Genomic DNA, 16,973 nt, shown 5'->3' on the forward strand with positions numbered 1-16,973 from the left:
TGCAGGCGCGCCGGCCAGAGTTCGTGCTTCGTTGGCTCTTGCATGTTCGTGACTCCTGAGTTGATGGAGTACCGATTCTGGATGCCGAAAATTAGCAATGGAAGGTGGGGTAAATAGACCGCTTACGATGATGAAACAAAAACTCAACAAGAGCGCGATATGACGCCAGAAGAATTGGCGCAGCGCGAGCTGGATATCGCTGCCGCCGCCGTGCCGCGCGTGCCCGAATCCGTGCCGATGCTGAATGCACGGCTTGCGCTGATCGGCGCTGGCCACATGGCGGCGGTCAAGGCCTACGTCGACGCAGCGCCCGGCGTAGAGGGTGACCAGGCGCGCACGTACCTTGAATACGCGCAGAACGTGCGGCGCGACCACTGGCTGGTCGAAGGTATCCGCCAGGTGCTGGAGCTGACGCCGACCGACATCGACGCCCTGTTCATCACCGCCGCCTCGATCGACTGATCCAGCGCGCTCCACCACAGGCCACCTTCGGGTGGCCTTTTTATTGAAAGCTACACATGGACCCATCCGTTCCGCAACCCCGCATCATCGATACCAAACTCCCGCTTACCTGGCTGATTAGCACCGCCGGCGCCATCATCCTCGCCCTCGCCGGGTTTGCCGTTACCAGCTCTAGCACTGCGGAGAAGACACAGGCCAAGCTCGACCTGCTGCGCGCCGACCAGGCCACGCTGATCCTGAACATCGCCAAGCTCGAAAAGCGCGTCGATGATCGCGACACGCGCACCGACGCCATCAAGGAAATGCAGTACTCGATGCAGCGCATCATCGACGGCCAGGGTATGCGCCTGGAATCGCTTGAGCGGGGTGTCCGCAAATGATCCTCATCGAAGACTGGCGCGCGGTGCTCGCCAAGGCCTGGAGCCTGAAATTCAACGCCGCTGCGGGCCTGCTGGGCGCCGCCGAGGTGTATATCGCGCTGGTGCAGCCTGCTGGCGTTCCCAATGGCGTATTCGCCGGTATCGCGGCTCTGGTCTCGACGCTGGCATTTGGCGCGCGCTTGCTCGCGCAGAAGGAAATCCATGGTACAGACAAATAAACGGCGCGCCGCGTGGGTGGCGATCGCCGTCACCATCGTCGGCGGCTTTGAAGGTCTGCGCTTGGCCGCGTACGCCGACCCGGTCGGGATCCCGACGATCTGTTTCGGCGAGACGAAGGGCGTGCGCCTTGGCCAGCGTGCGACGCTTGCGCAGTGCGACGCCATGCTGGCCGACTCGCTCCAGCTGGCGAACCGGGCAGTCGACGACTGCATCCGGGCGCCGCTGCCCGATTACCGGCGCGCCGCGCTGGTGAGCTTCACCTACAACGTGGGCGGGGACGCCATGTGCAAGTCCACCATGGCGCGCAAGCTGAACGCGGGCGACGTGCAGGGCGGCTGTGACGAGATGCTGCGCTGGACGCTCGCCAAAGGCATCCGGCTGCCGGGGCTGGTGAAGCGGCGCGCCATCGAGCGCAACATGTGCTTGGGGGTCGTGTGAGCGCCCTGGGCACGCTGGCCGCCGGCGTCACTGGCGGTATCTGGAAGGTCATCGCGGTGATCCTGCTGGCCGCGCTGCTGGTGGTGGGCGCGTGGACCGGCGGCAGCTGGTTCCTCGCCGCGCGCGACCGTGACGCCGCCCGGGTCGAGCTGGCCGCCGAGCGCAGCGCGAACGCCGAACTGCGCGCCGGTATCCAGCTGCAGAACGATGCAGTGGAAGCGGCCGGCAACGCCAAGCTGCTGGCCGAGGCGCGCGGCCAGGCCGCCCAGCAACAGGCCGCTGCCGCTGGCCGGCGCTTCGATGCCGCGCTGGCCAAGGTCGCCGGTGCGCGCGCCACCACCTGCGACGAGGCCATGCCGGCCGTGAACGTTATTCTGGAGTCGGTTCGATGAGCCCGATTTACCGAATCCGGCGCTGGCCTGCTGGCGACGCTAAAACCGGCCGAAACCCGCATGGGTACTCACTCTTGGCCGGCCTGTTGCTGGTCGCAATCATGCTGCTGATGCCAGGCTGCGCTGGCCGGGCGCCGGTCGTGCAAGAGGTCAAGGTGCCAGTCTACCGGCCATGCGTCACTGGCGCGCCCGAGCGGCCGGCGTTCGCCACGCGCACCCTGGCGCCGGATGCCAGCGACGGCGAGAAGGTGCTCGCCCTGGCGCGCGACCTGCCCGTGCACCTCAAGTACGTGGCGCAGCTCGAAGCCGTGATTGCGGGGTGCTTGTGAGCGACGCAGCCGGGCCGCTGATCCTGGAGATGCACCGGATCGACGGTCCGGACAGGTCGCCAATGCAGATGGTCAGCGCTGAGCTGCTGGCGCACTACCGGAGCTGCGAGGCCGAGCTGGTGACCCTGAGGGGGCATGCGCTGACACAGGGAGGGCACACACACTTTTCGACGCCGTAAACATTTGCAGAAATTTGTCTCGCATGAAGCGCCTTACTTGGTGCGACGAACGTATGCTGCGGCGCCTACTAGCAGCAAGCCTGCCACAACCATGGCATAAGTCGATGGCTCTGGAACAACTGCGGCGATCGACAGGGTTGTCTGCGGCGTCCAAGCATAGCGCGCCCCGCTGGGCGAGCCCAAGGCGTATTGCATGAACTCCGCACTCGTGCCGGTTTCGTACACAGTGGACCAGAAAACATAGCCCTCCGGATCGTTGCTATAGCGGCGTACTTTGAACTCGAGCTGACTATTCGGGGCGTAGCTGAAGGTATAGTCTGAACGACACGTCCCCCATGAGCAGCCGACATAGTCAAAACCGCCCACCTGAAGCAAGCTCAGTTCGGAAAACACTAGCTTGCCATCACCATTGCTGTCGGTGCCGCTGAACGTGCCCTTGATGCTAGCGTCGGCATCCCATTTCGTGGTTTCGCCGTCCCAGCTAATGGTGGCGACATCAAAGCCCGTATAGACGAATGACCAACTGTTTTGCTCGGCGTGCGCGCTGCACAGTGGCGACAATAAGGCTGCCAATGCGGCTAGTTTGTGGATCATGATGCCTCCTTCATGTTAGTGAACAAGGGGATGATGTTACAGGCTTCGACCTCCACTTTTCAATCTGAGTATATATTTGTCAAATTTTTGGTCAATTCACTACGAAATAGCGAGGGGGGATCGCACCGCAGTCATGTGCCTGGGCGACCCTGCTCAAGCAGCCTGCATGCCACTGCCCTGCTGGCGCCGCCGTATAATCATGGTTCGGGTTGTGTCGAAATTGTCTAATTTATGCCCGCTGGGTCGTGGGTTATGCAAAGCCGGCGAGGCGGCAAGTTGAGTTGGCTGGAGCACCGTAGGTAGAGAAATCCGTCGATATGATCGTAATATATTTACAACAAAAATATGACAATCAAATCATGGAAAAACCTATCATCGCAGAGCTTTCCCGATCTGAATTCGGCCGTCGCCTGCGTACTGCGATTGCACACGAGCCGTATAGTCGGAGCCCCACAGCGATTGCCCTAGAATTTAATAGACGCTTCCCGCATTTGGCAGTTACGGGCCATGCTGTGCGGAAATGGCTCATGGGAGAGGCGATTCCCACGCAAGACAAGCTAGTTGCGCTGGCCGAATGGCTAGACGTTGACCCTGCTTGGCTTCGTTTCGGCGCCGCATCTGTGCCATCAATTTCGGGCCCTACGCGAGAATTTTCCGATGGAATCGAGCGAGATATCGGCCTGCTGACTGACGACGAGCGCAAGGTGATCCGGGTTGCGATCAATGCGATATTCTCTACCCGAAAGCTGCGTGGAATTTTGCCGGCATGATAGCCGATGCAAGACCTTCGCTTAACTCAGTATCGTCTCAATGTGTTCGCCAATTTTTTTCCAAGCATCCCGCTTCTCATCTGCATAGTCGTGGTGTAGGTAGTGCCGGCGTACTTTGCTGCCAGGCAGCACGTGGTTTTGGCACCGGTCGATGATGTCGAGCGACACGCCCAGGCGCTGCATCAGCGTGGCGCCAGTGCGGCGCAGGTCGTGCGGCGTCCATGCCCCTGTCTTGCCGGCGCCAAGCACCAGGGTGTTGTCGTGGCGTCGGTTCTTCATCGGCGCGCGCGGGCCGCCATCCTTGGCCTTCTTGAACATTGACTGCCGATCACCGACCTGTTTGCTGATTGACTTCGAATCGACGTGCCCTTCGTTATTCCGCGCCGGGAAGCACCATTCCGTCTTGCCGGTGACCTTCTGCAATTGGCGGAACTGGTCGAGCGCGAAAGGGGAGAGGTACACCGTCAGATCGGCCAAGTTGTCCTTGACGTTTTCCTTCGGGATGAACCACTCGGCCGCGTCCAGGTCGACGTGAACCCACCTGGCCATGCTCATCTCGCCAACGCGGCACAGCGTCGACAGCATGATCCAGATTGCGCGCTGCGTCGTGGCCGCGAGCGGCTGTGTGCCGTACCTCTTGTCCGGCGCCGCATCGTACTCGGCTTGCAGATTGTCGAAGACCGCTTGCAGCTCGCCGATCTCCGCGTCGGCAAGGATGCGATCGCGCTCGTTGCTCATATCGTAATCCGGCGCAACGATCTTCTCGATCTCGATCAGCTCCATCGGGTTACCGTCGATTAGGAGTTTGCGCCACGGCTGCCGCTTCTCAGCCCAGGCAAACATCTGCGTCAGGCTGTTCCGGACCATCACTGCCGCCCGGTTGACGCCGCGCGCGACCATTGTGCGCAGCACACCACGGAGGTCGTGCTCCGTCAGATCCTTGATGGCGATGGCGCCTATCGCCGGCAGCACGTCCGCACCGAACGACCGACGCAGCTCGGCGTTGCCATCCTTGCGGCGCACGCCGTCAAGCAGCCAGGCGTCGAACATCTGTGCAACAGAGAGGTTTTCTGTCGTTTGCTTCGCTTGCGAGCTTGCGAGTTGCGCTTCTGCGTCGACTGCGGCCTGCAATTCGCGCAACCTCTCTTCCTCCTGCTGGACCTGGATATCCACACCTTCCCGCGCCAAGGTCCGTATCCTGGCGGCCTCATTCCGCGCGTCTGCTAATGACATCGATGCGTCGGTGGTCGACATTCCGTAGGGACGTGAGAGGCGTAACTCGCGCTGCCTGCCCTCGACCACGTATTGAACTACCCACACCTTGATCCCGTTCGTCGCAATACGCAGCTGTAGGCCAGTGTCCACATTCTGCTTGTAAGGCTTGTCTCGCGGACGAAGCGCTGCCACCTGCTGTGCTGTCATTTTTCCCATACGCTCTTCGTGCCTTAAATATGCCTTAAATATTCGTGGAACGTAGTGTACTTGAATGGATGCTGTCGGACAAAAAATATGGCAAGTGTATGATTTATATAGGATTAATTGGTTGCAATGGTTCCTGTTGGACTTTATTGGAACTAGGAAAATTCACATGGGGTGCAAGGGGTCGAGTGTTCGAATCACTCCGTCCCGACCAATAGAATCAAAGACTTAGGCCAGCCATCGTGCTGGCCTTTTTCTTATCCGCAGAAATTACCCCTACATTTACCCCTACAGATTACTTGGACGAGATTGGCTTCCTCTGGTACTCAGTGGACCATGAGGAAGCGCACTTTGCGTTAGCTGAGAGCGCGTGGATGCGCGCCGGAAGGCTGGCCGGCGCCACCTTCTGCCGGCATTGGGGTCGGCCCCTCGTCGCCCTCGTCCAGATCGTCGTCGTAGATGCGTTCATCGGGGTCGAGTACCCACAGCGGAACTGTCAGCATGGCGACATCCCCGGCGCGCAGGAATGCGCTCTCGCCATCCTCGTCGACGAAGTGCAGACGTTGGTGTCGTTGTATGCCTCCGAAGGTCATGGAAAAGAAAATTGTGTTGAAGTAACTTCGTTCATTTTCAATTTTCGGGCAAGTCTCTGACTCGGCCCCGAATAGGAGCGGAGTACATTCACCCGAAAAGAAAACCTGCACGCTTTCCCTTGGATCATCGTCATCGTTCGCGATTTTCACTTGCTTATCCGAAAGCGCAAACGTGAAGCCAGCGTCCCATAAGAGGTGGCAAAAAACCATTTCCCTGAGGTTAATTGCAACGCGAAGGTCGTCCGTATCGAAAACCATGAAGGTAAGCTGCTCAGTTTCGTCTTCCTCATCCTGCACCCTGTCGAAAATGCCATCCACTTCGCGCGCCGGTAGCGACAAAACATGGGCTTCTCGTGACCGCGTAACAGCATCTTCAATGTATGCACTCGGCAGTCTCCCTCAATGCCCACCTCTCGCAGCCTCTCGTGTGTATCGCCCGAGGGATGCTTCCCTTGAGAGCGCTGCTTTTCGATCGCCGACAAGATCTTTGCCGAACCCGGAAAGACTGAGTTGGAGCCGCCGCCGCCGTGCCGCGCGTGCCAGAATCTGTGCCGATGCTCAATGCAAGGCTTGCCCTGATCGCTGCCGGCCACATGGCGGCGGTGAAGTCCTTCGTCGATGCGATGTCGGGCGCCGATGGCGAGCAGGCGCGCGCGTACCTCGAATACGCGCAGAACGTCCGGCGCGACCACTGGCTGGTCGAAGGCATCCGGCAGGTGCTGGAGCTGACGCCGGCCGACATCGACACCCTGTTCATCACCGCCGCTACGATCGACTGATCGCATGCACTCCACCACTGGCCACCTTCGGGTGGCTTTTTTATTGGCCGATCCGAGACCTCAATGACCCAAGCCTCGACCGAAGTGCAGATTGCCCTGCTGATCCACGGGCAAGCGCTATTGCAGCGCGAAATAGAAGAAAACAAGCGCGAGGCCGAGGCGGACCTCAAGCGCATCACCGCAAAGGCGGATGCCGACATCAAGGAGGCAAACAACAAGATCGCGGCGCTTGAGGACGAGCGCAACAAGGCGCTGAAGTGGGGCGTCATGACGCTCGGCACGGCCGTCATCGGAATGGCCTACTGGATTTTTGAAAAGGTAATCGGAGGGCACATTCGATGAACGCGAAAAAGTGGTCGGCATCGTTTTACTGGGTGCTGCGCATCTTTCTGGGCGTCGCTGCGGCGCTGATCCTGGTGGCCGTGCTCTATCCCGCAAGGGTCATTCAAGGGCCGCCAGGCAAGACTGGCGCCCAAGGCGTCGAGGGGCCGGCCGGCGCTGCCGGCGTGGGCAGGAAAGGCGAGACCGGTGACCGTGGGCGCGCCGGCAGCGACGGCAGTAAAGGCAAGCAGGGCGAGACCGGCGCTACCGGTGCGAAAGGAAGTGGATTTTGGAGCGGGAAATGAAACTCATCGAAGACTGGCGCGCGGTGCTCGCCAAGGCCTGGAGCCTGAAATTCAACGCCGCTGCGGGCCTGCTGGGCGCCGCCGAGGTGTATATCGCGCTGGTGCAGCCTGCCGGCATCCCCAATGGCGTATTCGCCGGCATCGCGGCTTTGGTCTCGACGCTGGCATTTGGCGCGCGCTTGCTCGCGCAGAATGGCAACGACAAATAAACGGCGCGCCGGCTGGGCGGCCATCGCACTCACGGTGGTGGCCGGCTTCGAGGGCCTGCGCCAGGCGGCCTACCTGGACCCGGTGGGCATCCCGACGATCTGCTTCGGCGAGACCAAGGGCGTGCGGTTGGGGCAGCGCGCCACGCTTGAGCAATGCGACGCCATGCTGGCCGCCTCGCTCCAGCTGGCGAACCACGCGGTCGACGACTGCATCCGGGCGCCGCTGCCGGATTACCGACGCGCAGCGCTCGTCAGCTTCACCTACAACGTCGGCCAGGCCAGCCTGTGCGGCTCCACGCTGGCGCGCAAGCTGAACGCGGGCGACGTGGCCGGCGGCTGCGACGAGCTGCTGCGCTGGACGTACGCCAAGGGCATCCGGCTGCCGGGGCTGGTGAAGCGGCGCGCCGTCGAGCGCAACATGTGCCTGGGGGCGACGTGAGCGCCCTGGGCACGCTGGCCGCCGGCGTCACGGGCGGTATCTGGAAGGTCGCGGCCGTGATCCTGGTGGCGGCGCTGCTGGTGGTGGGCGCGTGGACTGGCGGCGGCTGGTTCCTGGCGGCGCGCGACCGTGACGCCGCCCGGGTCGAGCTGGCCGCCGAGCGCAGCGCGAACGCCGAACTGCGCGGCGCCATCCAGGCGCAGAACACGGCAGTCGAGGCCGCTGGCACCGCCAAGCTGGTGGCCGAGGCGCGCGGGCAGGCCGCCCAGCAGCAAGCTGCGGCAACTGCTCGGCGCTTCGACGCGGCGCTGGCCCGGGTCGCCGGCGCGCGCGCCACCACCTGCGACGAGGCCATGCCGACCGTCGACCTGATCCTGGAGGCTACCCGATGAAGTATCTGCTGCTGGCGGCCCTGCTGCTGCTCACCGCGTGCGCGGCCGCGCCGGTCGTGCAAGAGGTCAAGGTGCCGGTCTACCGCCCGTGCGTGACGGCTGCGCCGGCCCGGCCGACGTTCGCCACGCGCACGCTCGCGCCGGATGCCAGCGACGGCGAGAAGGTGCTGGCCCTGGCGCGCGACCTGCCGCTGCACCTCAAGTACGAGGCGCAGTTGGAAGCCGTCATCGCGGGGTGCCTGTGAGCGACGCGGTCGGGCCGCTGATCCTGGAGATGCATCGGATCGACGGCCCGGACAATTCGCCCATGCAGATGGTCAGCGTCGAGCTGCTGGCGCACTATCGGCGCTGCGAGGCCGAGCTGCTGGCCCTCAGGGGGGGATGCGCTTACACAGGGAGGGGCACACACGCTTTTCGACGTGGTAAACATTTGCGAAATTTGTCTCGCATACAACGCTTTACCTGGCGCGACGAACCCATCCTGCGACGCCTACCAGTAGCAAGCCTGTCAAAACCATGGCATAAGATGATGGCTCTGGAACAGCTGCGGCGATCGACAGGGTAGTCTGCGGCGTCCACGCATAACGCGCCCCGCTCGGCGTGCCCAAGGTGAATGTTGTGAAATCCGCACTCGCGCCGGTTTCGTACACTGTAGACCAGAAAACATAGCCCTCCGGATCATTGCTAAAGCGGCGTACTTTGAAATCGAGCTGACCGTTCGGGGTATAGTTGAAGGTATAGTCCGAATGACACGTTCCCCATGAGCAGCCGACGTAGTCAAAGCCGTCGACCTGGAGCAAGCTCAGTTCGGAAAACACTAGCATGCCATCGCCATTGCTGTCGGTACCGCTGAACTTGCCTTTGATGTTGGCAGCGGGATTCCACTTCGTGGTTTCGCCGTCCCAGCTAATGGTGGCAACATCAAAGCCGGTATAGACGAATGACCAACTGCTTTGCTCGGCGTGCGCGCTGCATAGTGGCGATAATAAGGCCGCCAGTGCGGCTAGTTTGCGGATCATGATGCTCCTTCATGTTTAGTGAACAAGGGGTAATGTTACAGGCTTCGATCTGCACTTGTCGGTATGAGTATTTATTTGTCAAATTTGTGGTAATTTCAATACGAAATGCGAGTGCGCGTCACACTGCGCGGCCATGACGTCGAGCGACATGCCTAGCCACTTTCTCATCATGGTGTCTGGGCGATCCAGGCCGAGAGCCATCCACGCGGCTGCAATGCTGACGCCGGGCGCAAGAGTATTGTCGCGGTACCGATTCTTTATCAACACGCGCGGCGCGCGCTTAGCACCTTCACCAAGTGATCGCCCAGCAGCGTCCAAGCAGCACGCTTCTCATCAGCATAGTCGTGGTGCAAGTAATGTCGGCGCACCTTACTGCCAGGCAGAACGTGGTTCTGGCAGCGGTCGATAATGTCGAGCGAGACCCCCAGGCGCTGCATAAGCGTCGCGCCGGTGCGGCGTAGATCGTGCGGTGTCCATGCACCAGTCTTGCCGCCGCCGAGCACCAAGGTGTTGTCGTGGCGCCGGTTCTTCATCGGCGCGCGCGGACTGCCATCCTTCGCCTTCTTGAACATCGACTGCCGATCACCGACCTGTTTGCTGATTGACTTTGAGTCGACGTGCCCTTCGTTATTCCGCGCCGGGAAGCAGCATTCCGTCTTGCCGGTGACCTGCTTCAACTGGCGGAACTGCTCGAGCGCGAAAGGGGAGAGGTACACCGTGAGATCGGCCAGATTGTCTTTAACGTTTTCCTTCGGGATGAACCACTCCGCTGCGTCCAGGTTGACGTGCTCCCACCTGGCCATGCTCATCTCGCCAACGCGGCACAGCGTCGACAACATGATCCAGATCGCGCGTTGCGTGGTCGCCGCCACCGGCTGCGTGCCGTACCTTTTGTCGGGCGCGGCATCGTACTCGGCTTGCAGCTTGTCGAACACCGCCTGGAGTTCGCCGATCTCGGCATCGGAAAGGATGCGATCCCGCTCATTGCTCATATCGTAATCCGGCGCGACGATCTTCTCGATCTCGATCAGCTCCATCGGGTTCCCATCGATCAGCAGCTTGCGCCATGGCTGCCGCTTCTCGGCCCAGGCGAACATCTGCGTCAGGCTGTTCCGAACCATGACAGCCGCCCGGTTGACGCCGCGCGCGACCATGGTGCGCAGCACACCACCGAGGTCATGCTCGGTCAGATCCTTGATGGCGATGCTGCCAATCGCCGGCAGCACGTCCGCCGTGAACGACCGGCGCAGCTCGGCGTTGCCATCCTTGCGGCGCACGCCGTCGAGCAGTCAGGCGTCGAACATATCCTTGACCGTGAGGTTCTCGATGCGTTGCAACTCCAGGGCCGCCAGTCTCGCTGTGGTTTCTTCCTTTCTGTCGTGCCGTGCCTACTTTTTTTCAGCAGCCGGATTTAGTCCGGAGGTTAGCTTGGTCCGTGCTGCATCCCGAGCTGTCCGGATCTCTGCCAAGCTGTCAGCGGGCCAAGTGCCGCAAGACATATCCTTCGACTTGCCTTCATACCGGTATCGATAGTAGAACGAGATAGCCACCTTGCCGTCGGCCTTAACCCGGACGCGGCCGAAAAGGTTGCCTTCATCGCGAATGATGGAAGCGGAAACAATCCTGGGCATGCCGGCCACCGATAAAGGCGTCAATAAAGTCAAATGGCGCCGGGGTAATGCCCAGCGCTACAACGCGACGCCGACCGGTTCGGTCGAGTACACGGTGGAAAACGGGATCATCGTTGGTGTTCCCGAAGGCGGCGTATTCGGCCCGCTGGCGCGCCAGGCTTATCTCCAGAAAGTCGCGGACGCCAGTGCGCTCGCGCATGCAGAACAGGAGGCCACGGCAGCCGCTTTCGCTGTTCGCGCTAAGGAAGAAGCGGCAAAAAAGGCCGCTTCCGACAAGGCGGAAGCAGTGCGGCAGGAGCGCGAGGAGGCGCAGGCCAAGGAAGACATCATCGCGCTGGCGAATGCGCGCGTGCAGGCGAATATCACCTGCCGCGACAAGTCGAACTGCGCGAAAATGTTCTCGCTGGCACAGATCTTTATCACCCAGAATGCCGACCAGAAGATTCAGGTGGCGACCGATACCGTCATACAGACCTACAATGCGACCGAGAACGGCAATATCGCGGCATCGATCATCAAAATGCCCGGCAGCGGATCGAACGAGAGAATCACGCTGACCTTGAGCTGCAAAAGCGAAGGCAAGGCATTCGCTAAACTGTGCCGAACAAACCAGACGCGCATCTATAACGCTTTCCGGCCGTTTATCGAGAAAAATCTCGCTAAATAACAGCGTTGCGCAGCGCTTAACGCGGCGTATTGGGATAGCTGACGATGATCGACAGCGGTTCCTCTCCCAGCTGCCTGATGCCGACCGTGGCGCCCTTGTACAGATAGGCGGCCATTCCCGGCGCCAGGCGCGCGCTCTTGCCGTCGGAGCTCACCTCTCCCTGTCCGGCGAGAACGTAATACACCTCGTCATGGTCGATCCGGTGCAGTCCGATGGCCGCCCCGGCATGCAGCACGCGTTTGCGAAATTCCATGGCGCGCGGCCCGGGCGCCGCATCGCTGATGCGATAGGCCGTGGACATCCCGATCGCCCCGTGCGGCGGTGCCTCGTCGCGCTTGACGTCGTCCTCCCGAACCACGACCATGGCGGGCCCAGCAGCCATTATCAGCATTGCCAGCATCATTCGATTGTGCTCCTTGTCACGTGATGGAAAGCGGGTCATCCCGACCCCGACTGCATTACAGCACATCCGATCGCCGTACCGTTTCTTTGCTTCAGGAGAACTATATGTTAGGAACAATTGTCGGGGACATTTATGGTTCCGTTTACGAAAAATCATGCACGCCGACGCGCACCTTGCCCACGCTGCAGCGGAACATCGCTTCACCGACGACACCATTATCACGCTGGCGGTGGCGGAGCATCTGCTGGCGGGAACCCCGCTCAAGGAGGCGTTCCGGAACTGGGTCGCACATTATCCGAGCGCCGGCTACGGCAAGCTGTTCGCCGCGTGGGCGCTGGGTGCGTCCTCCGAGGAGTTGGTGAGCTGGGGCAATGGCGCGCTGATGCGCCTGGGGCCGGTCGCGGCGCTGGCGCCGGACCTGGCACAGGCGCGCCGCGTGGCGGCCGACATCACGTGCACTGGGCAGCCTTGCATGGCGCCAGCAAAGACGATTTGCTGGCCTCTTGGCAAGCTGGCGGCGGTAGCGTCCACGCGGTCGAGGCACACCATCAGGCCGGTTCTCCGATGCGTGTGCGCGCCGACGATCCCCTGGTCGACGTAATGAGCTGCCTTGCGGAAAGCGATGACATCGATTCGCTGCTGGCCGCGTGCCTGTATCACGGCGGCGACAGCGACACCATCGCCGCGACCGCCTGCGTGCTAGGCGAGGCGCTGTGGGGTGTGCCGCAGGCGAGGGCGGCGGCGATCGCGCCGTTCCTCGACGAGCGGGTTGTGGCGGCGCTCGCGCAATTGAGCGGCGCCATCGGCAAGCTCAAGCGTTCGTAAGCCAGGCAAAGCGACGCACAACGCGTCACTCTTCCGGCACTGCGCCAAGCAAGGCGCGCGCGTCCGGTTCGATGATGCCGGCGCACAATTGCCCCGCGCGGGAAGACGCGCGGGGCAACGGGCTTATTGCAGTGCCATGTTGTACTTCATGACCTTGTCTTCGTTGATGAAGTAGATATTGCCTTTTTCATCGACTTTCAGCGTCCCCGAAGCGCCCGTACGGACTACTTCGATGCTGTCAGGCTTGCTGATATTCACGCGATAGATGTTTGTCTGCTTGGTATCGTTCGCGGAAAAGTACACATACCCGTTCGATTCGACCATGCTGCCCGCATTCCATGCAATATTCCATTTCTCGTAAGAGAAATCGTGCGGAGTCTGGAGCTTGTTCACGAATGATTTCGTGTCATGGTCGTAAATGAGCACAGTGTCTTCGGCTAACACCCAGATTTGCCGGTTCACCCTCAGCAGTGCCGTGATCGCTCTTTCGTTCCACGTACCCTTGGCGACGATATCCTTTTCAATATTCACTTCTTCGACAGCAAGGGTCTTGAATGGATCGAACGTGAACAGCTTGGCAAAGCCATCGCTCTTCACATTGTCGATATCGCGCCAGACCGACGTTCCGCCGTACACCACATCGTCGATCCTGGCCAGTGCCAGGATCGAGTGCCCGTTAAACGGCTTCACGACATCCAAAGACCCGGGGTTCCCAACCGAGTAGACCGCGAGGGCCCCTTGTTCGTTCACCTTCGGGACGGTTGCAATCACCAGCCGGTCGACCTCGTTGTCATTCCTTTTGGGGACGGGAAGCATGGCAAATGGACGGTTCTGGCCGTATGTTTTGCCAAGTGCATCGTTTGTTACCTTGGCCTCCAGCCCAGTGTCCGTGATCAGATAGGATTTGATGACCGCGCCGGGATACCCGCCGATAAACAGATGGTTGCCGAGTACCGCCATGCCTTCGGCCTGGAGGTATTCTTTGACCAGCACGGGCGGATTGGCTGTCGCGTCGCCAATGCCGATGGCGCCATTGACAAAGCCCGACGAATACGTCTTGTCGTTATGCACCGCGAGCGTGCGAATACCCGATGCCGTTTCCGGTGCAGGGAACGGGGTCGACTGTGGCAAGGCACTTTTGTTGAAGTTGTACAGATCCGCCAGATTGTACCGGACGATCTTGCCTACGCTCTTCTCGGGATCACGCAGAACCGATACAAGCTGGGTAGGCCCGGAATACGGCGCATACGCGAAGGCGGCGGCAGGGCCCATCTGAATGGCCAGCGCGGTCTCTTCGCCAGCGTCGACGCGGTACGAGGAAAGGTGGGTTCCTTTGCCGGGACCCAGATCCTTTGTGTAAAACACGGTGTTGTTACACGGAGAAGAAGACAACAGATCTGTACACGCGGGGGAAAGGGTACTGATACCAATCGAATTGATGTCCGCCACCTCGGCGCCCGCGCTCTTGCCCGAACGCTCCAGTACCACTGTCCAGTTGCTCGCCCCTGTCAGGCGAACAAACAAGCGATCCTTCGCGAAGTCCGTATAGTAGGCATATTCCTTGGTCCCATCGATGGGCAGGGGGGCACTCATGCCGCTGCCATCGAGCGCACTTTTGTACAATTTGGCAGGGTTGCCCATGCCCCAATATATGGCGCGAGGGATGTTGTCGCCGCCAAGGTCGACCGCCAGCGAGCGGACGTGATAACTGGCCGTGGTAACGCCGTCGGTGGTAACGCCAGTGGTGGCTGGCAAGGGCAGCATGGTCGTCACTTCTGTATCCGGACAATATTTGAATCCGTCGGCCTTCTTTTCGACGTCATCTGGCGCGAGACCGCCAAAAATGCAATTGCCGGGTCCGGCTTTGAGGGACCAGATCGTCCGGGTGCCACCCGCCGCTTTTTTGAATTCCTTGATCACTTTTGGCGCGGCATCGGTGTTGTAGGAAAATCTGTAGAGCTTGCCGGATGCCGTGCCAAAGTAAGCGGCACTATCGCCGCCGACGACAACGCTCCAGATGTCCTCATTACCAAGCGTAAATTGCTTGAGTGGCTGACCATCCGAGACGCGGTAGTAGGCAAATTTTGCCGGGTTGCCATTGGCGGCGACGTAGAGTGTATTGCTATCAATCGCCGCTGCGGAGACGCGGCCGACAAACACCTGCTGACCTCTGTCTTCGAGAATGATTCTGCTCATGGCGACGTCATCGACGTACGCGGTCAGCGAGCCGGTCGATTTACCGCGGACGACCACTTTGGCGCTCTCTGCGCCGGCCGGCGCGATCGCCGATACCTTGACGTCACCCCATGCGTTGGCAGGCCCCATCGAGTAGGACCATTTCGTTGCCGTACCGATGAGCACATCGTTGGGACCATAGAACTCGATCCCCAGCGATACATCTTCCTGCCCGGGCGTCGAGGTGCGCTTCATCCTGGCCGACGCGGCGATGAATTGGCCTGGGACGACGGCTTTGACATCGCTGGTCGCCGTCACCGTCGTGTTCTTGACGTTCAGTTGCAGGCACTTGTTCAGGCCGCAGTCGATTTGCTGACCCGAGATCACGCTGCCGACTGGTTTCCAGGGTGTAATGCCGGCTTCGAAAGTGCCGTTGGACAATTTGAGGTTGTCGGCGGCATACGCGAGCGGCATGCCGAGAAGGACGGTGAGTGGAGCGAACGCGGCGACGCGAAGCTTGGGTAAATGGGATGCGATGGATTGGCGCTTCATAGAGCTTTCATGTCAGGTGAGGAGCAGGTCGCGTAAGCAACGCGCGCTGGCGGGTAAGATTGCAATTTTGACATAATTGCCTGATGAGCGCGTCTTACTTGCCGAAAACGTGACTTAAATGCAACTGCACCTTCGCGCAAACCCTAGACAAGCGGTTCAGTTCATTGAGCTTTGAGCAAGTCCGCGACAGCGGCCAGCAAGGCGGCTGCCTTCCCCTTGCCCAGCGCCGGCATCATCGGATCGTGGTCCTCGTCACAGTCCATCCATCGCCGCGGCAATCCGCGAAATGCCTTCCAGCGCGCCGAGCGCGATACCGATATCGCGCGCCAGGCCAACCGCCGACTCGCCCGGATTGACGCGGATCAGCGGGCGGCCCTGGGTTTCGCCGAACACCCGCACCGAGGGAATCCAGGTGCCGGCGCCCAGTTCGATGATGACGGCGCGTTGCTGGCGCGCCAGCCAGGTGTCGAGGCGGTGTTCCTGCTGGTCGGCATACACGGAGTCCCATAGCCTGTCGCCGAACATCAGGATGTTCGGCCGCGCGATGTCGCCGCAGTTGGGGCAGCGCGGCAGCGCGCAAGTCAGCAGGCATTGTTCTTCGTCAATCACAGGAACGAACGCTTGCGCGGACCAGGTCGGATAGCCGCAGTCGCCCAGGCATTGCAGCTTTTCGATGCTGCCGTGACACTCCACCACGCGCTCGTCAAGCATGCCGCTGCGCTGGAATTGTCCATCGACATTGCTGGTGAAGACGAAGGCACCGTTCGGCAGGCGCGCCGCGATGCGCTTGAGGATGCCGAATCCCGCGTGCGGGACCGTGCGCCGGTACAGTTGCAGCCGGTGGCCGTAAAAGCCCCAGGCCAGTTCGGGGCGCTCGCGAAAGGCGCGCGGGTTGGCAATCTCGGTAAAGCGCAGGCCGTGCTTGCCCAGGGCCGGATAAGCGTTCCAGAAACCCTTATCGCCGCGAAAGTCCGGCAGGCCGGAGTCGATGCCCATGCCGGCCCCAGCCGTGATCACGATGCCGTCGCACTGGTCGATGAGGGCGGCCGCGTCCGCGCAAGCCTGGTCGAGAGAGGAGTTCGTCATACCGCACTTCTTGAAAATGGAGAGGCACCATTCTACGGCCTGCACTTGCCGCCTACCCATTTCCAGGCAATTGCAATGCCGAAGCGCAAAATTAACTTCGAGAAATTGAGCGTGCGTTTGATGCAGCTCTAGTCATTTATTGAACTAATCAGAATGCGGGGTATACCGCTCTGTAACACTGGAATCTCACGTCATGGGAGGTTCATCATGTATTTCGAAATCTACCAAACTCAATCCTCGGAAAAAGCCCGCAAAGAGTGGCGCTGGCGCCTGAAGGCCAAGAATCACGAAATCATTGCCAGCGGCGAGAGCTACAGCTCGCGCGCGAAAGTGCTGGCGGCGATCGAGCTGATCAAGTCCGTCACCGCGCGCACCAAGATTGTCGAGGGTTGATC

General features: G+C 60.7%; 27 protein-coding genes. 18 read left to right on the plus strand and 9 right to left on the minus strand.

The features are described from left to right. Positions 1-159 precede the first annotated feature (159 nt). The 6 genes from F2P45_RS30115 to F2P45_RS30140 all read left to right on the plus strand — a co-directional run bounded on the left by F2P45_RS30115 (position 160) and on the right by F2P45_RS30140 (position 2,220). On the plus strand, positions 160-462 hold the full coding sequence (locus tag F2P45_RS30115; RefSeq protein WP_166881906.1) for a hypothetical protein: 303 nt from the start codon (positions 160-162) through the stop codon (positions 460-462). Positions 463-518: 56 nt separating this feature from the next. Further along, positions 519-842, plus strand: coding sequence for a hypothetical protein (locus tag F2P45_RS30120; protein WP_166881907.1), 324 nt, complete (start codon positions 519-521; stop codon positions 840-842). Continuing rightward, a complete protein-coding gene (locus F2P45_RS30125; protein WP_166881908.1) occupies positions 839-1,060 on the plus strand; it encodes a DUF7940 domain-containing protein in 222 nt (73 codons plus the stop codon). The genes F2P45_RS30120 and F2P45_RS30125 overlap by 4 nt, the downstream gene beginning before the upstream one ends. Next, positions 1,044-1,499 (plus strand): lysozyme, encoded by a 456-nt coding sequence (locus F2P45_RS30130; protein ID WP_166881909.1) that lies wholly within the window; start codon positions 1,044-1,046, stop codon positions 1,497-1,499. Before F2P45_RS30125 ends, F2P45_RS30130 begins: the two co-directional genes overlap by 17 nt. Continuing rightward, positions 1,496-1,891 (plus strand): hypothetical protein, encoded by a 396-nt coding sequence (locus tag F2P45_RS30135; protein ID WP_166881910.1) that lies wholly within the window; start codon positions 1,496-1,498, stop codon positions 1,889-1,891. Before F2P45_RS30130 ends, F2P45_RS30135 begins: the two co-directional genes overlap by 4 nt. A 101-nt stretch (positions 1,892-1,992) precedes the next feature. Then, entirely contained in the window at positions 1,993-2,220 is a 228-nt protein-coding gene (locus tag F2P45_RS30140) for a hypothetical protein (RefSeq protein ID WP_229505388.1), read from the plus strand. Between the two features lie 212 nt (positions 2,221-2,432). On the opposite strand, the gene F2P45_RS30145 is transcribed toward F2P45_RS30140, so the two are convergent. Continuing rightward, the gene (locus F2P45_RS30145) at positions 2,433-2,993 is read right to left on the minus strand and encodes a PEP-CTERM sorting domain-containing protein (RefSeq protein WP_166881912.1); all 561 of its coding nucleotides are present in this window, start codon (positions 2,991-2,993) and stop codon (positions 2,433-2,435) included. A 317-nt stretch (positions 2,994-3,310) separates the two neighbouring features. On the opposite strand from F2P45_RS30145, the gene F2P45_RS30150 reads away from it, so the two are divergent. Continuing rightward, positions 3,311-3,763, plus strand: a complete 453-nt coding sequence (locus F2P45_RS30150) for a hypothetical protein (RefSeq protein ID WP_166881913.1) — start codon at positions 3,311-3,313, stop codon at positions 3,761-3,763. A gap of 21 nt (positions 3,764-3,784) precedes the next feature. Here F2P45_RS30150 and F2P45_RS30155 read toward each other — a convergent pair whose 3' ends face one another. Both F2P45_RS30155 and F2P45_RS30160 read right to left on the minus strand, forming a co-directional pair. Beyond that, on the minus strand, positions 3,785-5,194 hold the full coding sequence (locus F2P45_RS30155) for a tyrosine-type recombinase/integrase (protein ID WP_166881914.1): 1,410 nt from the start codon (positions 5,192-5,194) through the stop codon (positions 3,785-3,787). 344 nt (positions 5,195-5,538) lie between these two features. Continuing rightward, on the minus strand, positions 5,539-6,093 hold the full coding sequence (locus tag F2P45_RS30160) for a hypothetical protein (protein WP_166881915.1): 555 nt from the start codon (positions 6,091-6,093) through the stop codon (positions 5,539-5,541). Between the two features lie 236 nt (positions 6,094-6,329). On the opposite strand from F2P45_RS30160, the gene F2P45_RS30165 reads away from it, so the two are divergent. From F2P45_RS30165 to F2P45_RS30195, 7 genes are all read left to right on the plus strand, one after another. Further along, positions 6,330-6,554: a hypothetical protein gene (locus F2P45_RS30165; protein WP_166881916.1), complete on the plus strand. Its 225-nt coding sequence runs from the start codon at positions 6,330-6,332 to the stop codon at positions 6,552-6,554. A 63-nt stretch (positions 6,555-6,617) separates the two neighbouring features. After that, the gene (locus F2P45_RS30170; RefSeq protein ID WP_166881917.1) at positions 6,618-6,896 is read left to right on the plus strand and encodes a hypothetical protein; all 279 of its coding nucleotides are present in this window, start codon (positions 6,618-6,620) and stop codon (positions 6,894-6,896) included. Continuing rightward, positions 6,893-7,180: a collagen-like triple helix repeat-containing protein gene (locus F2P45_RS30175; RefSeq protein ID WP_166881918.1), complete on the plus strand. Its 288-nt coding sequence runs from the start codon at positions 6,893-6,895 to the stop codon at positions 7,178-7,180. The genes F2P45_RS30170 and F2P45_RS30175 overlap by 4 nt, the downstream gene beginning before the upstream one ends. Beyond that, complete coding sequence (locus tag F2P45_RS30180) at positions 7,177-7,389, plus strand: DUF7940 domain-containing protein (RefSeq protein ID WP_166881919.1); 213 nt, start codon at positions 7,177-7,179, stop codon at positions 7,387-7,389. Before F2P45_RS30175 ends, F2P45_RS30180 begins: the two co-directional genes overlap by 4 nt. Next, the gene (locus F2P45_RS30185) at positions 7,373-7,828 is read left to right on the plus strand and encodes a lysozyme (protein ID WP_166881920.1); all 456 of its coding nucleotides are present in this window, start codon (positions 7,373-7,375) and stop codon (positions 7,826-7,828) included. The genes F2P45_RS30180 and F2P45_RS30185 overlap by 17 nt, the downstream gene beginning before the upstream one ends. Beyond that, positions 7,810-8,220 (plus strand): hypothetical protein, encoded by a 411-nt coding sequence (locus F2P45_RS30190; RefSeq protein WP_370663333.1) that lies wholly within the window; start codon positions 7,810-7,812, stop codon positions 8,218-8,220. Before F2P45_RS30185 ends, F2P45_RS30190 begins: the two co-directional genes overlap by 19 nt. Further along, a complete protein-coding gene (locus F2P45_RS30195; protein ID WP_166881921.1) occupies positions 8,217-8,465 on the plus strand; it encodes a hypothetical protein in 249 nt (82 codons plus the stop codon). The genes F2P45_RS30190 and F2P45_RS30195 overlap by 4 nt, the downstream gene beginning before the upstream one ends. A gap of 213 nt (positions 8,466-8,678) precedes the next feature. Here F2P45_RS30195 and F2P45_RS30200 read toward each other — a convergent pair whose 3' ends face one another. The 3 genes from F2P45_RS30200 to F2P45_RS36550 all read right to left on the minus strand — a co-directional run bounded on the left by F2P45_RS30200 (position 8,679) and on the right by F2P45_RS36550 (position 10,870). After that, a complete protein-coding gene (locus tag F2P45_RS30200; protein ID WP_166881922.1) occupies positions 8,679-9,239 on the minus strand; it encodes a PEP-CTERM sorting domain-containing protein in 561 nt (186 codons plus the stop codon). 260 nt (positions 9,240-9,499) lie between these two features. Beyond that, on the minus strand, positions 9,500-10,516 hold the full coding sequence (locus F2P45_RS36545) for a tyrosine-type recombinase/integrase (RefSeq protein ID WP_370663334.1): 1,017 nt from the start codon (positions 10,514-10,516) through the stop codon (positions 9,500-9,502). Positions 10,517-10,627: 111 nt separating this feature from the next. Next, complete coding sequence (locus F2P45_RS36550) at positions 10,628-10,870, minus strand: Arm DNA-binding domain-containing protein (RefSeq protein ID WP_229505389.1); 243 nt, start codon at positions 10,868-10,870, stop codon at positions 10,628-10,630. Between F2P45_RS36550 and F2P45_RS30210 the strand changes: the two genes are divergently transcribed. After that, a complete protein-coding gene (locus F2P45_RS30210) occupies positions 10,842-11,537 on the plus strand; it encodes a hypothetical protein (RefSeq protein ID WP_223164856.1) in 696 nt (231 codons plus the stop codon). The genes F2P45_RS36550 and F2P45_RS30210 overlap by 29 nt on opposite strands. A 16-nt stretch (positions 11,538-11,553) precedes the next feature. Here F2P45_RS30210 and F2P45_RS30215 read toward each other — a convergent pair whose 3' ends face one another. Beyond that, positions 11,554-11,940, minus strand: a complete 387-nt coding sequence (locus F2P45_RS30215; protein WP_223164855.1) for a cupin domain-containing protein — start codon at positions 11,938-11,940, stop codon at positions 11,554-11,556. A 154-nt stretch (positions 11,941-12,094) separates the two neighbouring features. Here F2P45_RS30215 and F2P45_RS30220 point away from each other — a divergent pair, with 154 nt between their 5' ends. Both F2P45_RS30220 and F2P45_RS30225 read left to right on the plus strand, forming a co-directional pair. Continuing rightward, entirely contained in the window at positions 12,095-12,541 is a 447-nt protein-coding gene (locus F2P45_RS30220; protein WP_166881924.1) for an ADP-ribosylglycohydrolase family protein, read from the plus strand. Then, positions 12,541-12,765, plus strand: a complete 225-nt coding sequence (locus F2P45_RS30225) for a hypothetical protein (RefSeq protein ID WP_166881925.1) — start codon at positions 12,541-12,543, stop codon at positions 12,763-12,765. The genes F2P45_RS30220 and F2P45_RS30225 overlap by 1 nt, the downstream gene beginning before the upstream one ends. A gap of 123 nt (positions 12,766-12,888) precedes the next feature. On the opposite strand, the gene F2P45_RS30230 is transcribed toward F2P45_RS30225, so the two are convergent. Continuing rightward, positions 12,889-15,492 (minus strand): hypothetical protein, encoded by a 2,604-nt coding sequence (locus tag F2P45_RS30230; protein WP_166881926.1) that lies wholly within the window; start codon positions 15,490-15,492, stop codon positions 12,889-12,891. Between the two features lie 252 nt (positions 15,493-15,744). Then, complete coding sequence (locus F2P45_RS30235; RefSeq protein WP_166881927.1) at positions 15,745-16,578, minus strand: SIR2 family NAD-dependent protein deacylase; 834 nt, start codon at positions 16,576-16,578, stop codon at positions 15,745-15,747. 207 nt (positions 16,579-16,785) lie between these two features. On the opposite strand from F2P45_RS30235, the gene F2P45_RS30240 reads away from it, so the two are divergent. After that, on the plus strand, positions 16,786-16,971 hold the full coding sequence (locus F2P45_RS30240) for a YegP family protein (protein ID WP_166881928.1): 186 nt from the start codon (positions 16,786-16,788) through the stop codon (positions 16,969-16,971). Positions 16,972-16,973 lie beyond the last annotated feature (2 nt).

The sequence above is a fragment of the Massilia mucilaginosa genome, assembly GCF_011682145.1.
Classification (GTDB): domain Bacteria; phylum Pseudomonadota; class Gammaproteobacteria; order Burkholderiales; family Burkholderiaceae_D; genus Telluria_A; species Telluria_A mucilaginosa.

Excerpts from the sequence above, each read along its gene's own strand:
- F2P45_RS30115 (WP_166881906.1), top strand. The coding sequence starts at position 160 with ATGACGCCAGAAGAATTGGCGCAGCGCGAGCTGGATATCGCTGCCGCC.
- F2P45_RS30120 (WP_166881907.1), top strand. The coding sequence starts at position 519 with ATGGACCCATCCGTTCCGCAACCCCGCATCATCGATACCAAACTCCCG.
- F2P45_RS30125 (WP_166881908.1), top strand. The coding sequence starts at position 839 with ATGATCCTCATCGAAGACTGGCGCGCGGTGCTCGCCAAGGCCTGGAGC.
- F2P45_RS30130 (WP_166881909.1), top strand. The coding sequence starts at position 1,044 with ATGGTACAGACAAATAAACGGCGCGCCGCGTGGGTGGCGATCGCCGTC.
- F2P45_RS30140 (WP_229505388.1), top strand. The coding sequence starts at position 1,993 with ATGCTGCTGATGCCAGGCTGCGCTGGCCGGGCGCCGGTCGTGCAAGAG.
- F2P45_RS30145 (WP_166881912.1), bottom strand. The coding sequence starts at position 2,993 with ATGATCCACAAACTAGCCGCATTGGCAGCCTTATTGTCGCCACTGTGC.
- F2P45_RS30150 (WP_166881913.1), top strand. The coding sequence starts at position 3,311 with ATGATCGTAATATATTTACAACAAAAATATGACAATCAAATCATGGAA.
- F2P45_RS30155 (WP_166881914.1), bottom strand. The coding sequence starts at position 5,194 with ATGGGAAAAATGACAGCACAGCAGGTGGCAGCGCTTCGTCCGCGAGAC.
- F2P45_RS30165 (WP_166881916.1), top strand. The coding sequence starts at position 6,330 with ATGCTCAATGCAAGGCTTGCCCTGATCGCTGCCGGCCACATGGCGGCG.
- F2P45_RS30170 (WP_166881917.1), top strand. The coding sequence starts at position 6,618 with ATGACCCAAGCCTCGACCGAAGTGCAGATTGCCCTGCTGATCCACGGG.
- F2P45_RS30175 (WP_166881918.1), top strand. The coding sequence starts at position 6,893 with ATGAACGCGAAAAAGTGGTCGGCATCGTTTTACTGGGTGCTGCGCATC.
- F2P45_RS30180 (WP_166881919.1), top strand. The coding sequence starts at position 7,177 with ATGAAACTCATCGAAGACTGGCGCGCGGTGCTCGCCAAGGCCTGGAGC.
- F2P45_RS30185 (WP_166881920.1), top strand. The coding sequence starts at position 7,373 with ATGGCAACGACAAATAAACGGCGCGCCGGCTGGGCGGCCATCGCACTC.
- F2P45_RS30195 (WP_166881921.1), top strand. The coding sequence starts at position 8,217 with ATGAAGTATCTGCTGCTGGCGGCCCTGCTGCTGCTCACCGCGTGCGCG.
- F2P45_RS30200 (WP_166881922.1), bottom strand. The coding sequence starts at position 9,239 with ATGATCCGCAAACTAGCCGCACTGGCGGCCTTATTATCGCCACTATGC.
- F2P45_RS30210 (WP_223164856.1), top strand. The coding sequence starts at position 10,842 with ATGATGGAAGCGGAAACAATCCTGGGCATGCCGGCCACCGATAAAGGC.
- F2P45_RS36550 (WP_229505389.1), bottom strand. The coding sequence starts at position 10,870 with ATGCCCAGGATTGTTTCCGCTTCCATCATTCGCGATGAAGGCAACCTT.
- F2P45_RS30215 (WP_223164855.1), bottom strand. The coding sequence starts at position 11,940 with ATGATGCTGGCAATGCTGATAATGGCTGCTGGGCCCGCCATGGTCGTG.
- F2P45_RS30220 (WP_166881924.1), top strand. The coding sequence starts at position 12,095 with ATGCACGCCGACGCGCACCTTGCCCACGCTGCAGCGGAACATCGCTTC.
- F2P45_RS30225 (WP_166881925.1), top strand. The coding sequence starts at position 12,541 with ATGAGCTGCCTTGCGGAAAGCGATGACATCGATTCGCTGCTGGCCGCG.
- F2P45_RS30230 (WP_166881926.1), bottom strand. The coding sequence starts at position 15,492 with ATGAAGCGCCAATCCATCGCATCCCATTTACCCAAGCTTCGCGTCGCC.
- F2P45_RS30235 (WP_166881927.1), bottom strand. The coding sequence starts at position 16,578 with ATGACGAACTCCTCTCTCGACCAGGCTTGCGCGGACGCGGCCGCCCTC.
- F2P45_RS30240 (WP_166881928.1), top strand. The coding sequence starts at position 16,786 with ATGTATTTCGAAATCTACCAAACTCAATCCTCGGAAAAAGCCCGCAAA.